This is a genomic window from Moorena sp. SIO3I6, from assembly GCF_010672095.1.
In genome coordinates this window covers 110,361-124,449 of sequence record NZ_JAAHHU010000011.1, presented here as the reverse complement: position 1 = coordinate 124,449, position 14,089 = coordinate 110,361, and the positions used below count along the sequence as shown (strand labels likewise).

Annotated in this window: 12 protein-coding genes and 1 pseudogene; 9 read left to right on the top strand and 4 right to left on the bottom strand. The window is 44.1% G+C overall.

Going from position 1 to position 14,089, the window contains the following annotated elements; genetic code table 11:
• Window positions 1-38: 38 nt before the first annotated feature.
• On the bottom strand, window positions 39-1,118 hold the full coding sequence (gene psbA / locus F6K49_RS06625; protein ID WP_070393396.1) for a photosystem II q(b) protein: 1,080 nt from the start codon (window positions 1,116-1,118) through the stop codon (window positions 39-41).
• 293 nt (window positions 1,119-1,411) lie between these two features.
• Between psbA and F6K49_RS06620 the strand changes: the two genes are divergently transcribed.
• The 5 genes from F6K49_RS06620 to F6K49_RS06600 all read left to right on the top strand — a co-directional run bounded on the left by F6K49_RS06620 (window position 1,412) and on the right by F6K49_RS06600 (window position 4,490).
• On the top strand, window positions 1,412-1,597 hold the full coding sequence (locus F6K49_RS06620) for a hypothetical protein (protein WP_293095193.1): 186 nt from the start codon (window positions 1,412-1,414) through the stop codon (window positions 1,595-1,597).
• Window positions 1,598-1,813 (top strand): hypothetical protein, encoded by a 216-nt coding sequence (locus F6K49_RS06615; protein ID WP_293095190.1) that lies wholly within the window; start codon window positions 1,598-1,600, stop codon window positions 1,811-1,813.
• A gap of 86 nt (window positions 1,814-1,899) precedes the next feature.
• Window positions 1,900-2,109, top strand: a complete 210-nt coding sequence (locus F6K49_RS06610) for a hypothetical protein (protein ID WP_293071334.1) — start codon at window positions 1,900-1,902, stop codon at window positions 2,107-2,109.
• Window positions 2,110-2,366: 257 nt separating this feature from the next.
• Window positions 2,367-3,362, top strand: coding sequence for a LysR family transcriptional regulator (locus tag F6K49_RS06605; protein ID WP_293019204.1), 996 nt, complete (start codon window positions 2,367-2,369; stop codon window positions 3,360-3,362).
• 30 nt (window positions 3,363-3,392) lie between these two features.
• Window positions 3,393-4,490, top strand: a complete 1,098-nt coding sequence (locus tag F6K49_RS06600) for an anthranilate phosphoribosyltransferase family protein (RefSeq protein WP_293095187.1) — start codon at window positions 3,393-3,395, stop codon at window positions 4,488-4,490.
• 293 nt (window positions 4,491-4,783) lie between these two features.
• Here the strand turns inward: F6K49_RS06600 and F6K49_RS06595 are convergent, their stop codons facing one another.
• A complete protein-coding gene (locus tag F6K49_RS06595; protein ID WP_293095184.1) occupies window positions 4,784-5,326 on the bottom strand; it encodes a hypothetical protein in 543 nt (180 codons plus the stop codon).
• A 325-nt stretch (window positions 5,327-5,651) separates the two neighbouring features.
• On the opposite strand from F6K49_RS06595, the gene F6K49_RS06590 reads away from it, so the two are divergent.
• Entirely contained in the window at window positions 5,652-6,332 is a 681-nt protein-coding gene (locus tag F6K49_RS06590) for a hypothetical protein (RefSeq protein ID WP_293095181.1), read from the top strand.
• Window positions 6,333-6,776: 444 nt separating this feature from the next.
• Here the strand turns inward: F6K49_RS06590 and F6K49_RS06585 are convergent, their stop codons facing one another.
• Window positions 6,777-7,706, bottom strand: coding sequence for a hypothetical protein (locus tag F6K49_RS06585; RefSeq protein ID WP_293019201.1), 930 nt, complete (start codon window positions 7,704-7,706; stop codon window positions 6,777-6,779).
• 462 nt (window positions 7,707-8,168) lie between these two features.
• Here F6K49_RS06585 and F6K49_RS06580 point away from each other — a divergent pair, with 462 nt between their 5' ends.
• Window positions 8,169-8,330, top strand: coding sequence for a hypothetical protein (locus F6K49_RS06580; RefSeq protein WP_293071330.1), 162 nt, complete (start codon window positions 8,169-8,171; stop codon window positions 8,328-8,330).
• Between the two features lie 113 nt (window positions 8,331-8,443).
• Here F6K49_RS06580 and F6K49_RS06570 read toward each other — a convergent pair.
• Window positions 8,444-9,253, bottom strand: a pseudogene (locus F6K49_RS06570) (ammonium transporter); the annotation flags it as partial.
• An 898-nt stretch (window positions 9,254-10,151) separates the two neighbouring features.
• Here F6K49_RS06570 and F6K49_RS06565 point away from each other — a divergent pair.
• Window positions 10,152-11,045, top strand: coding sequence for a hypothetical protein (locus F6K49_RS06565; protein ID WP_293095177.1), 894 nt, complete (start codon window positions 10,152-10,154; stop codon window positions 11,043-11,045).
• Between the two features lie 44 nt (window positions 11,046-11,089).
• Window positions 11,090-13,576, top strand: a complete 2,487-nt coding sequence (gene recG, locus F6K49_RS06560) for an ATP-dependent DNA helicase RecG (protein ID WP_293021949.1) — start codon at window positions 11,090-11,092, stop codon at window positions 13,574-13,576.
• Window positions 13,577-14,089: the final 513 nt, after the last annotated feature.

Below are 14,089 nucleotides of genomic sequence, written 5' to 3'. Positions count from 1 at the left end.
CGCTTTTTTTTAACTTAGCAGATTAAGCCAAGTTGAGATTAACCGTTGATTGCTGGAGCAGTCAAAGCTACTGGAGTAGCTTCAGCCGCAGCTAGGTCTAGAGGGAAGTTGTGAGCGTTACGCTCGTGCATTACCTCGAAACCTAGGTTGGCGCGGTTTAGTACATCAGCCCAGGTGTTGATCACGTGACCTTGTGAGTCAATGATGCTCTGGTTGAAGTTGAAGCCATTCAGGTTAAATGCCATGGTGCTGATGCCCAGCGCAGTAAACCAGATGCCGATTACAGGCCATGCACCCAAGAAGAAGTGCAAGGAACGGCTGTTGTTGAAGGAAGCGTATTGGAAGATTAAACGACCGAAGTAGCCGTGAGCTGCCACGATGTTGTAAGTTTCTTCCTCTTGACCGAACTTGTAACCATAGTTCTGAGACTCAGTTTCAGTAGTCTCACGTACTAAGGAGGAGGTTACCAAAGAACCGTGCATTGCACTGAACAAAGAACCACCGAATACACCGGCTACACCTAGCATGTGGAAGGGGTGCATCAGGATGTTGTGCTCAGCTTGGAACACGAACATGAAGTTGAAGGTTCCGCTGATACCTAGAGGCATACCATCGGAGAAAGAACCTTGTCCGATTGGGTAGATCAAGAATACGGCGCTAGCAGCTGCAACCGGTGCGCTGTAAGCGACGCAGATCCAAGGACGCATACCTAAGCGGTAGCTCAGTTCCCACTCACGACCCATGTAGGCGAATACACCAATCAGGAAGTGGAACACTACCAACTGGTAAGGACCACCGTTGTAGAGCCACTCATCTAGGGAAGCAGCTTCCCAGATTGGGTAGAAGTGTAGGCCAATGGCGTTAGAAGAAGGAACAACAGCACCAGAGATGATGTTGTTTCCGTACATCAGGGAGCCAGCAACAGGCTCGCGGATACCATCAATGTCCACAGGAGGAGCAGCGATGAATGCAATGATGAAGCAGGTGGTAGCAGCTAGCAGGGTTGGGATCATTAATACACCAAACCAACCTACATAGAGGCGGTTGTTGGTGGAGGTGACCCAATTGCAGAACTGAGACCACACAGAGGTGTTGCTCTGCTGTAATACAGTAGTCATGTTCTTATGATTGCGGGTATGAATATGAAGTTATCGAGGTTCGTCCGGCTTGTTTGTGCCTTCATGTATATATATTAAGCAATATATTTAGTTTTGTAAAGGGTTTTGCGAGTAATTTCACCTCAGGTTATTAAATAATGTAAATAAGTAAAACTTATATTAAATAAGTATTGACTTTATATTGTGATTGTGGTAAGTGAGTGGTTGAGAAAATTTTGGCGTTGCTGAATCTTTGAATGAATATTGGTAGAGTGGGCATCCTGCCCGCCCCAAAATATATTGAAACTGGCAAGATGCCAGTTCTACCAAGATGCCAGTTCTACCAAGATGCCAGTTCTACCAAGATGCCAGTTCTACCAAGATGCCAGTTCTACCAAGATGCCAGTTCTACCAAGATGCCAGTTCTACACAAGATGCCAGTTCTACACAAGATGCCAGTTCCACGCCTGATGCCTATTCCACAGGTGCGACATCTTTGAATGAATATTCGTAGAGTGGGCATCCTGCCCGCCCCAAAATATATTGAAACTGGCAAGATGCCAGTTCTACCAAGATGCCAGTTCTACCAAGATGCCAGTTCTACACAAGATGCCAGTTCTACACAAGATGCCAGTTCCACGCCTGATGCCAGTTCCACAGGTGCGACCCAAGGCCGGGGAACCCGGCCTTGGAGGCGCGCACCTAATCACTCTTAAAATCATTCCATTATTAAGCAACGCCAAAATTTTGGTGTAGGTCAGTAGACTAGGAAACGCGATGTTCCTTTGGAACCGCTTCGCGATTGACCTTGGCCAAAAGGCCACGCGCTTCGCAGCAAAGCGGGACGAAGTCCATCGCGTTTGGTCACGCGGGGCGCGTTCGCAATTCTCATACTGATCAGGTACACAGGATTTTTTACCACTCCACCTATGCCCATTTACCTATCTCCCGATTCCCAACTCCCGACTCCCGACTCCCTAAAACCCAGAACGAAAGTAACTCACCCAATTGAGAACTGCTATATATTGATCTATTTATTTATACTTTCTTAACATCCTGGATTGTTGACGGATCCAAAGCGCCCTGTTCTCCTTTCACCGTAACTGTCCCATTTGAAATTGGTGTACTTAGGTTTATTAGATTACATTAGTTGAGTTATGGATCTAGTTAAATCGGAAAGCGTCAATGTATCAAATTCTACCGAAGTTCCTCAAAAAATCTACTATGTTCAATTAATTATGATGAAACCTCATACACCTTAAACAAATCATGCGGATTGAGCAGTTGCAGGCATTTCTGGCAGTCACCCAGACAGGTAATTTTGGACAAGCGGCACAAAAATGCGGCGTAACACAATCGACTATCAGTAGACAAATTCAGTCTCTGGAAAGCTATCTGGGTATGCCACTGTTTCATCGCACTGCTCACGCCAAGTTGACTCTTGCAGGGGAACAGCTGTTACCCCGTGCTCGTAAAATCTGTCAAGAGTGGCAAACTGCTACCCAAGAATTAGCAGATTTGATCGCAGGGAAGCAGCCAGAATTGTGTGTAGCGGCAATCCAATCAGTCTGCGCTCACTACTTGCCACCGATCTTAAGGCAATTTTGTCAGGCCTATCCTCAAGTGCAGTTACGAGTGACGGCCCTCGGAAGCGATCGCTCTTTGAAGGTACTGCGAGATGGTCTAGTGGATGTAGCAATTGTGATGAACAATCGCTTTTTGACCACTAGTTCAGAGATGGTAGTTGAGATACTCTACGAAGAGCCCATCGAAGTCCTGATGGCATCAGACCATCCCTTAGTCAACTATCAACCAGTGCCCTGGTCAGAACTGATTAAATACCCACAAGCAGTCTTTAAAAGTGGCTACGGGATGCAACGTTTAGTACAACAGCAGTTTTCCCGCCTAGGGGCTAATTTGCGGGCAGTTATGGAGTTAAATACCCTAGAAGCATTCCAAGGAGTAGTGCGCCAAGGAGAATTGATTGCCCTATTGCCCAAATCAGCCCTGATCAATGTACAGGAAGACTCTACTCTGGCTGTGCGTACCCTAGAAAAACTACCAGAATCCGTGGCTAGCTCCAACAAACTAGTTGGTAACCTCTCGGCCTTGGATTCCAAGTGGACTCGTCAAGTGGTCTTAGTCACGACTCGCGATCGCTTAGACATTCCACCAATTCAGCATTTTTGTCAACTGGTGCGTCAGCTGGACATGCCAACAGTTCAGGCTTGGAACCTCCAGCTGCCAGCCCTTGCTCAAGCTTGATCACTGTTTCCAGCTTTGGACTAATCGCCAATGAGTAATGCCTTCAGGGAATTATTAAAGAAAGTGGGCAGTGGTGTACACACTGGGAAAGCCTTAACTCGTGAGGAAGCCACCACTGCAACCCGCCTCATGTTGACACAAGAGGCTACACCAGCGCAAATTGGAGCATTTATGATTGCCCACCGCATCAAACGACCGACCAGTGAAGAACTGGCAGGAATGTTGGATGCTTATGACCAACTTGGACCAAGGTTACACCCCTGGGACATCAACCATGGGCAAGATGCCTCTCGGTCACTTTCTTCTTCTCCATCCCTGGGGATTACAGTGTTAGGAACACCCTATGATGGACGAAACCGTACTGCACCAGTCACACCCCTGACCGCCTTAGTCTTAGCTACTGCTGGGGTACCTGTGGTCATGCATGGGGGAGATTGTATGCCCACTAAGTATGGAGTCCCCTTGATTGAGATTTGGCAGGGATTGGGAATGGATTTCTCCCAACTTTCTATGCCCCAGGTGCAACAAGTATTGGAGACAACTGGCTTAGGATTTATCTATTTACCCCAGCATTTTCCCCAAGCTGATCAGTTAGTTTCCTACCGCGACCAAATCGGTAAACGTCCACCGATAGCAACCATGGAACTCCTGTGGTCTGCCTATAGAGGAGAGACTCATCATGTTGCCGGGTATGTTCATCCACCTACAGAAATCCTGTTTAGACAGACATCTCAGCTGCGTCTGGTCAAGAATTTTACCTTTGTCAAAGGCTTAGAGGGTAGCTGTGACTTACCACGCGATCGCACTGCCATCATAGCCATTAGTGAACCATCATCCAGTCAAGGGTTTGAACGTCTGCTACTCCATCCGAGTGAATACGGTTTGCCTGGCAAGGACTTACCGTTTGAGTCAACCACTAAACTGCTGGCACAGTACCAGGAAATCCTAAAGGGTAAATCCAACCCATTGATGCCAGCTACTATCTGGAATGGTGGGTTTTATCTGTGGCGTTGTGGTGTTTGCCCAGATTTGACAGCAGGTCTGGCCAGGGCTGAAGATTTATTCACCAGTGGTAATGTGGCTCAAAAATTTAACGAAATTGTTGATTACTTGCACAAGCTTAAATAAATAGAAGGTAAGTATTCAGCTATCAGCTATCAGCTATCAGCTAATGCGCTACGCGCACGCTACGCGAACAGCTAATCAGTCACAGGCTAGAAGCCTGTGCCACGGTACTTGATGTGCTTATGAGCATAGGGCAAGCTACACTGAACAGCTTTTGAATAAAATCGGTAAGCATTGGAATAATGCTGCAGTGTTGTCACAGGGCTTGTGGCCTGTGCCATAAAGCTGACTGCTGACTGCTTAATGCTGTTCGCGCAGCGTGCGCGTAGCGCATATGCTTACAATACTCAACCAAATTACTGAACCGACGTTCTTGCCGGAGGTGGCGCAAAGGTCGGAGACAATTGGGAGGGATATTGATCAACAGAAATACAAGTGTTTAGAGCCTTGTCAGGGCTAGCGACATTGGCACTATTCAAGCCAATAACACATTCAGAAAATTGCTCTGGCAGGAGGCTACGACGACAGTGATCCAGCACTGAGTTAGCATTTATGTTTTCAATCTGATTGTCAATATCAACCACACACCTAGCTAATTCCAAAGGTCGTCGGACTCGTGTACAAGCACCTAGGGCTTTTTGACCTGCTAATGAGGTCAGTACCTCAATTTTTAGTACACACAACGATAAATCCTCAGGTTGTAGTGCCTCTGAACAAGCTTGTGATGCGATTTCTGAAGTTATATTGGCCGCTTTAAGATCTTTGGCACACAAACTAAATCCATTCCCAGCAGTGGCAGAACCATTAGGAATCCCTAGGGTTACTAGGCCAGCGATTGCCAACTGAGTAGTACAAAATTTCAATAAAGATGTATGTCTAAACCTACTTTGCTGCTTCATAACTAGTCTTAGTCGATAAAATTTTATAAATAATCAATTATAAAGGCTCAATTATAAACAATCAAGGTATTGATTATGTTAGACGTTGATTAGGGTTCCGTGGTAAATCCATCACTAACTACCAATCAACTTAGGTCGTTTTTAACAACTTGCTATGATAGTCGATATTTTGAACCCCTAATCTGACAATTACTCATTCTTTGTAAGCTATCCCTAAGGAATATCTAATCTGTGTATACGTATGCTTATCCGATTCTACCAATTTTTAAGTCAAACAGTTCGCTCACTTTACTCTAATAGGCAGGGGACTGTGCTCCTAATGCTAATGGCATTGTGTGTCAGCTGCTCCCCAAAAGAATCCCCTGACCTTGAGTTAGAACTCAGTGTGAAACCGGCAAGTCGTCCTGGTGCTTACACTGTATCCGGTAGTAGTAATCTACCTAACCAAAGTCAAATTGCTGTGGCTGCTATTCGCTATTTGCGTCCGACACAACAGCCTTTATTTGGTTCTAACCCCCTAGGCACCTATTCCATTTTGGATCGCCAAGTTGTTGAGGTAGACGAGCAGGGTCAATGGGAAGCTAGGCTTAACCTATGGGAGGTGGCACCAGATGGTCGCCTTCAGGAAGCTTGGCAAATCAATCAATCACAAGGACGATTCTCGGTTAGCCCCAATAATAGTGTCTCTTTCTTAGCTACCTATGAGCCCTATGGTCACCTAGGAAGGGCTGAAGAGCAACAGCCGCAGATTCCAGAGATGGAAGGTGACCTCGTCCGATTTAATAATGATGGTCAACCTTACGTAAAGGCAAGTTACACTCTACCGATAGCGCTACCTAGTGGCAGGAAATCAGTACCTAGCATTAGGGCAGCAGAACGCAATGGTGGCTGGGGAAACCGCTCAGAACTTAGACCCCAAAGATCGGTTAGTGGTAGTATTAGCCCACAAACCAATTTAACTAATCAAAGCGATACTCCACTCTCGCCGTCAGAGTTTTTCCGATAAGACAAAACCTTTATCTTGGTTCATAGTTCATGGTCATGGTTCATGGTTGGTTACTATCAAGCCTGAACCATGAATAATATTAATAATAATACTAATTATAATACTCAGCAACACTGTGCAAGGTCTTAACCGACATACCCTAACAGTTTTATTTAATGAGCGCTATGATCGCGTTTTGTTGGCGCTTTTTGTGAACAGGATCAATGTGATATCAATTGTAACAATCCAGTAATTAGCTAATCCCAAATTAATCTATGGATAAATTGAGGTTATAATTGTGAATTTGGAAGGCAAAAATGGTCAACTAAATTCAGCAATTTTGACTAATTGCCAACAGTCAACTATCTATACATAACTCTCTGGAGTAAATTCCAGTAGATGCTTTTTAGCTTATGGTTCGATAACAATGCACCCTAATCGTCTAACAACTTGTCTTAAACCTTCCTAACCCTTTACAGACCAGGACTTAACAAGTTGTTTGGATGCTCGATTGGCTACAGGTACCTCAATCCGTCGACTTTTCTGTGTGCCATCAAGGGCAGATTGTAAAGAAGCCATCTGAGTCATAATTGTTTGAAGTTGAGTGTTGAGTTGATCCAGCTGCTCGGGTTTTGGTGAACTCACCTGGATAGGTTGGGTGACTACAGGTTTTGTGCGCACAAAACCTAGAAACGTTTGTGCTGAGGCAAACTTCTGGGTTACATCCTCTACAGACCTTGTAGGGGTTGTTATGGAGGGCTCTTCAACAAAATTCGAGCTAGTCACTATAGTTTCAAAGACTGGCTGGAATTCAATGCTGTTATCCTGAGTTTCCGGAAGGTTTTCTATAACTTTGTCGGTAACTTTGTCGGTAACTTTTTCCGGAAGGTTTTCTATAACTTTGTCGGTAACGTTTTCCGTAACGTTTTCCGGAAGGTTTTCTATAACTTTGTCGGTAACTTTGTCGGTAACTTTTTCCGGAAGGTTTTCTGTAACTGTTTTCGGGGTTTCTCCCTTATCTATAAAATCACTGAGTCCAGAAGCTTCCAAACTCGACAGAGAAAGCTTAAGGTCTTCTAATTCTTTTTCTTTTGCCTGGATATCCCCAGATAGAGTCGAAACTTTGTCCTGAGTTTGAGAAAATTTATGGGCGGAGTGTTGCCACCCTGAAATTGCCAAACTGGCTACACCGACTCCCAAACTTAAGGCTCCAACCAAGCCTAGGTAAGGGGGAGCAAGATCCTTAATTTCACCATCCATCCACTGTTCTCCCTGAATGCGAATGGATACTGGTTGTGAGCCAAAAATTGCTACTGGTAAGGACAGTACTGACAATACCGCTGCTGCAAGAAGAACGGGTTTAAAAAGGAATTTATTCAGAGGAGAGCCTGACATGTTGTATAGTTAACTGTTAAAACTACTCGTGTTACTATTTACCTCAAGGGCTGTTAGAGAAATTCCGCATGGTACGGTTTTTTCACTCTGGTTAGCATCTTGGCGTTTAAGCAGTGACTAGGAGAAACTACATGCTTTGAGTACCTGCTGCACTTTTTGCTTCTTCTAAAGTTAACCATGTCTATCAGCAATTTTCTGTAAATTACTTATGAATCGTCCCACCAGATTGTAAATTTTATGTGAAGTCTTTATAAACGTTAGCTTAGATAGGCCATTTTTCCAGCTAAAATGGCGGCCATCAGCAGCCAAAACCTGATTTATCCCAACTGCTCCAGATGAAACTGCTCTAATTGGCCAAAAAGCCTGCTGAAGCTGGCTGTTCTAGGTAGCTCCTAGTGGGAAAGTCTATAGCTAGGATCGGGCACCTGTAGGGGAAAATCACTGGCGTTGCTTAATAATGGAATGATTTTAAGAGTTTTGTGGAATGGGCATCTTGGTGGCACGGGCATCTTGGTGGCACGGGCATCTTGCCCGTTACAATTACCAAGCGGGCAGGATGCCCACCCTACTTATATTCATTCTAAGATTCAGCAACGCCAAATCAATAATACCGATACTTTTTAGCTACCAAAATCTACCAAAGTATACTTTAGCCCGCCAATGCAAGCTGATTTTTCAGCCAGGGTGTATCTACCAAAGCTCTCAGGAATATCCCACGAGCGCCATTGATGTCACGNGATAGCACGAGGTTCACCGTTTTCGTACTTACCGCTACGGGGTCCGAGGAAGGCAGCTCCCATCAAAGCCGCCCAGCCACCAACGGAGTGAACCACGGTTGAGCCAGCAAAGTCTGAGAATCCCATGGCACCAAGCCAACCATCACTGCTCCAAACCCAGTGTCCAGTGATGGAGTAGGATACCCCAACAATCAGGATGCTGAAGATTAAAAAGTCTAGGAACTTAATCCGTTCAGCAACAGCACCGGACACGATGGTGGCAGCAGTTCCAGCAAAAGCAGCTTGGAATAGGAAAAATACCGATATCGGTAGACCTGCCGGAAATGGATCTAACCCATAGGTAGCGGGCTCTTCACTGTTGAGGAAAAAGCCCGACAGTCCAATAAATGCGTTGCCTTTGCCGAACATAAAGGAGAAACCAATTGCCCAAAACGCAATGGTTGCCAAGGCAAAGACGATTAGGTTCTTCGAGAGAATGTTTACCGCATTCTTCTGGCGGCAGAAGCCGGTTTCTAGCATTCCGAATCCGGCATTCATGAAAATAACTAAAATAGCAGCTACCAATACCCAGATAGTATTGAGAGTTCCCTGAATTTCTGCTGGGGTAGGTGCCGCACTATCCTGGGCAACAGCAGCTGTATGCCAAACTAGAATAATTATCCCTGTCAGGGGAATACAGGCGAGCCAGTAGGGGGAAAAGGATTTTGCGATCGCTTTTAATGGCTCTAGATAAGGATAATCCCACGATGAGCGGGAGGCTTGGTGAGCCATAGGTCGCCTAGATTTTACTAGGGTACCTTTGTTTTTCATTGTTCGCTGAGATTTTGAACTTGTCATAATAAGCGTTAACTTACCTCTCTTTTAGATACACTTCCTCACACTGAGAAACTTCAGGAAACAAATTGTAAAATTAGCCACCGAAACCTAAGAGTCCATCGTTTTTCAAGGACTCATCATGACCTCACCCTGCTACCTTTACATACCTGATTGCTAGATGCTAGACCCCTGTCTGCGCCAGTAATCAGGGAGTTTCTTCAGCTAAAGCCTCGTCTTAAGACAAAACCCTACAAATAACTGGGACTATAGTCAAGGGAATTAAAGCATTATTTGAAATATTTCATTAAAAATTTCATTAAGAAATATTTCATTAAAAATTTCTGCAGGATACACCCTCTACATTGGTAGAGTTACCTGGTTAAGGGGATTTCAAACAGGACTTACACATTTGACCCCTAAATTACCCACTTCTGGGTAAATTTGACATCATTACCCCCCCATAATTGGGGGCTAGGGGGGCGAAATAAACTTCACCGCGTAAGTCCTGTCAAAGTGCGAACGCCACTTTGTCGCACTCAGCCCCCTGTGAGATGCTGCACCTCCAACTAACGGTTTACAAATTAATCCAGTTCTAGGTTCGAGTAACTGTGTTTTCTTGGTAGAAAATTGACCAAGCAATTTCGATAAAACTGTTACACGATACATGGTTATCAACCTCTCGTGTAAAAGTGATTAGTCCCCAAGACCCAAGTTTAGCAAGATGTCCCAACTACTTGCCCGTTTAGTTGGGTGTGGAGTTGGGTGTGGAGAATTGGACAATCTCACGGGTATAAGCCGATCATGGTAAAACTATAAGAATGGGCATACTGTAGACTAGGCATGTATTTGATATGCTCAACGGATTAACTATGGAATTGTATAGATAACAGCAGTGAATCGAATTGACCAGGAATTGGCAACCTTAGAGGAAGCCATCATCCATTTGGCACAGGAATTCCAAACAACCTACTCTAAGTATTTGACCTTTTTAGGTCAATGCGTGGGGCAGCAGCTGATTATGGCTGCCTATCGGATTTGCACTCAAGGGTATCCTGAGTCTTTTCTAAATTTGTCGGTTAACAGTAAGCAACAGTTACAGCAATCCCTACGAAAGCTGGCTCAAGAGACTCAAGAACAGTTGCCATCACTCCTCGAACAGTGGCAAGAGTCAAGGTCAGCTACTACTGATGACTCTAATCATGACTTGGATCATGACTCTGATCATGATCCAAGTCATGACTCTGAAAATTATGAAATGTCTTCATCTACAGAAGACTCTTCATGGTTTAAAGCTCCAACCGAGCCATCACCAGCAGCTGAGTTAACGAGTAACCCACGAAATAGCATAGAAAAACTGGAGCAATGGCTCAAGCACCTAGACAGTGGGATCACCAAAACCATTCAAGATGTCTCTGTGGAAGCTAATCGGCTATTGCATAAATGCTCTATTATACCAGACAAATTCCCCCAAGAAATCCTAGAAGCAGCGGTAAAAGTCGAAGCATCTGCGGTCGAAACGGCTGAATCTCCTAATATTATCAAAATAATGATGGAAACTAAAGGTGATCGGGAAACCGATGAATCCAGATTAACCCGTATTATTGCCATTAAGCTGCGCTTATCTGAGATAGAGTTTGCTGAGCCCAACTTGACCCCTGGACGTAATAAAATTAGAGATCTATTAGCTAAAATGAGTCAACTGAAGCGAGAGTATTACAAAAAACAGCGGCAAAAGGCAGTTGCTCAAGCCGAAGCAGCATGGCGTGCCAGCTGGTTTGATGATTAAACTGAGGTAATGATCAATGACTAATGACTAATGACCAATGACCAATGACCGAATTACCAGATTGGGTGCGATTGCAAAAAGCCCTGTCGGTAGAAGCAAGAGTTGGCTTTACTGATTTGGAAGGGAATCAATACCGCTTTAGTGAATTCCTCTGCCTCAGTTTTAGTAAGACTCCTAATGTCCTCACATCAACTGAGAAACGGCGTTGGCAGGAAATCGGCAATCAGTTTGCCCGTTATGCTCAGATGACGCTACAGCAAAGGCAACATCTGGTAGCTGATACTCGCCGCTTTCTCAACGACCTCCAGCAGGACACTCAACGCCGTTTAGCTAAAGATAAATCTCAAACAGAACATCCTATGGTCAGAGTGCCTAAAACCAAGCCCTTGGTGGAGAAACAACAGGCATCCTCAGAGCTTGGTAGTAAAAAAAACCTTGACCTACCACTGGCTAAGTTGGCAGCGGTGGGTAGTAAAAACAGTGAGTATTTAGCACGTCTGGGTCTGCACAAAGTGCGTGACTTGCTCTATTACTACCCCCGTGATCATGTTAACTATGCCCGTCAGGTCAATATGGCTGACTTAGTACCTGGTGAAACAGTTACTATCATGGGTACAGTGAAGCGCTGTAACTGTTTCAGTAGCCCTCGTAATAAAAAATTAACTATTTTAGATATAGTCTTAAAAGACTCTACTGGTGAAATTAAGCTCAGTCGTTTTTTTGCTGGCTTTCGTTACAGTAATCGTAACTGGCAGTATCAACAAAAGCGGCGGTATCCAGTGGGAGCAGTGGTAGCTGCTTCGGGTTTGGTAAAGAAAAATAAATATGGGATTACTCTAGAAGACCCGGAACTGGAAGTATTAGAGCATCCAGGGGGTAGCATTGACTCGATGAAAATAGGTCGAGTTGTACCGGTTTATTCCCTAACCGAAGGGGTACCAGCCGACTTGGTGAGGCGGGCGATAATTGCTGCACTTCCCTACACTTCTTTGATTAAGGAACCCTTGCCAGTAACCTTTCGTAAAGAATATGGGTTGATGGGGGTTTCTGATGCGATCGCAAACATTCATTTTCCCCAAGATGCAGACACCCTTGCTGATGCCAGAAGGCGCTTAGTCTTTGATGAATTTTTCTACTTACAGCTCGGATTTCTCCAGCGCCGCCAAGCTCAGCGTAAAACCCAAAGCAGTGCGGTCATGGCTCCGATTGGTAAACTCTTTGACCAATTTCATCAACTGCTTCCTTTTGAATTAACCGGGGCTCAGACAAGAGTCATCAATGAAATTCTCAAGGATATGGAATCCGAGACACCCATGAATCGATTGGTTCAGGGAGATGTCGGTTCCGGTAAAACTATTGTGGCAGTTTATGCTATTCTAGCCGCCATCCAATCGGGGTACCAAGCTGCTCTGATGGCTCCCACTGAAGTATTAGCTGAACAGCACTATCGTAAGTTAGTAAATTGGTTTAATTTACTACACCTTCCGGTTGAATTACTAACAGGTTCTACTAAAGTTTCTAAGCGTAGAAAAATTCATTCCCAGCTAGAAACAGGAGAACTTCCTTTGTTGGTAGGAACTCATGCTTTGATTCAAGACCCAGTGAACTTCCACAGTTTGGGTTTAGTAGTAATCGATGAACAGCATCGATTTGGGGTCAAGCAACGGGCTCGTTTACAGCAAAAAGGCCAATCTCCCCATGTGCTGACTCTGACCGCTACGCCAATTCCCAGAACCCTAGCGCTAACCCTCCACGGGGATTTGGATGTGAGTCAGATTGATGAATTGCCCCCTGGTCGTCAGAAGATTCAGACTACTGTACTAAAGGGAAAAGAGAGGAAACATGCCTATGACCTGATTCGTCGAGAAGTGGCTCAAGGACGGCAAGCCTATATGGTATTGCCCTTGATTGAGGAATCGAACAAATTAGATTTGCGGTCAGTAATTGAAGAGCATAAACGACTGTCTGAAAGTATATTTCCAGAATTTAAGGTTGGGTTACTTCATGGTCGGATGAATTCAGCTGAGAAAGATAAATCACTTAGTGCCTTTCGGGATAACAAAAGCCAAATTATTGTTTCAACTACTGTTATTGAAGTGGGTGTAGATGTACCAAATGCTACCGTAATGATGATTGAAAATGCAGAACGGTTTGGGTTATCTCAGTTACACCAATTACGGGGTCGTGTGGGTCGAGGTTCTGACAAATCTTATTGTCTTTTAGTAAGTGGTTCTAATACTGAAACAGCTAGACAACGTTTGGGGGTATTAGAACAGTCCCAGGATGGCTTTTTTATCTCTGAAATGGATATGCGTTTTCGTGGTCCTGGGGAAGTTTTAGGTAAGCGCCAATCCGGGTTAGCAGATTTTGCTCTAGCTAGTTTGGTAGAAGACCAAGAGGTATTAAATTTGGCGAGGGATGCAGCAGAAAAGATTATTCTTCAGGATGAAATATTGGAGAATTACCCTTTAATGAAAGTCGAGTTAGAGTATCGGTATCAGTGGTTAATGGATGGGACAATTATGACTTAATTTACCATAGAATTATTTGATAAGTTGGGAGTAGGGAGTAGGGAGTAGGGAGTAGGGCAGAGGGAACAAAAATTAATTCTCATAATTCCTACACGGATACCTATTAATAATAGAAATTAATAATGGATAAAATGGATAAACGGTAATGGTTAACTGTAAAAGCAACTAATTAGTTTTATTATTTGGAGTTAGTTTTTGACTTCAAAGATATGGTGTATACAGGGGTTTTAAACAAGGTACTAAAGAACCCCAATTTAAAATTGCTGTAATAAGTAAACTGTATTTTGTTTGTTTATAATTTTTGGCTATACCGAACCTAGTATGCATAAATACGCGCTTATTTACCACTAAATCTGATTGGGAAGTCTATTTATAGCGCTACGCGCAAGTCAGCAAGGTTCTTGCGTCAGAAGTCAAAAGTAAGCTATGACTAAGTTTCGGAGTTTAGGAATGTCAAACATCTGAATGCGTAGTGCTATATAAAAAATCATTCTATCAGAAACTAAAACTATT

Bases quoted from the DNA above. Each gene is read 5' to 3' on its own strand.
- F6K49_RS06600 (WP_293095187.1), top strand. From the start codon at position 3,393: ATGAGTAATGCCTTCAGGGAATTATTAAAGAAAGTGGGCAGTGGTGTA.
- F6K49_RS06620 (WP_293095193.1), top strand. From the start codon at position 1,412: ATGCCAGTTCTACCAAGATGCCAGTTCTACCAAGATGCCAGTTCTACC.
- psbA (WP_070393396.1), bottom strand. From the start codon at position 1,118: ATGACTACTGTATTACAGCAGAGCAACACCTCTGTGTGGTCTCAGTTC.
- F6K49_RS06595 (WP_293095184.1), bottom strand. From the start codon at position 5,326: ATGAAGCAGCAAAGTAGGTTTAGACATACATCTTTATTGAAATTTTGT.
- F6K49_RS06585 (WP_293019201.1), bottom strand. From the start codon at position 7,706: ATGTCAGGCTCTCCTCTGAATAAATTCCTTTTTAAACCCGTTCTTCTT.
- F6K49_RS06580 (WP_293071330.1), top strand. From the start codon at position 8,169: ATGATTTTAAGAGTTTTGTGGAATGGGCATCTTGGTGGCACGGGCATC.
- F6K49_RS06615 (WP_293095190.1), top strand. From the start codon at position 1,598: ATGAATATTCGTAGAGTGGGCATCCTGCCCGCCCCAAAATATATTGAA.
- F6K49_RS06590 (WP_293095181.1), top strand. From the start codon at position 5,652: ATGGCATTGTGTGTCAGCTGCTCCCCAAAAGAATCCCCTGACCTTGAG.
- F6K49_RS06605 (WP_293019204.1), top strand. From the start codon at position 2,367: ATGCGGATTGAGCAGTTGCAGGCATTTCTGGCAGTCACCCAGACAGGT.
- recG (WP_293021949.1), top strand. From the start codon at position 11,090: ATGACCGAATTACCAGATTGGGTGCGATTGCAAAAAGCCCTGTCGGTA.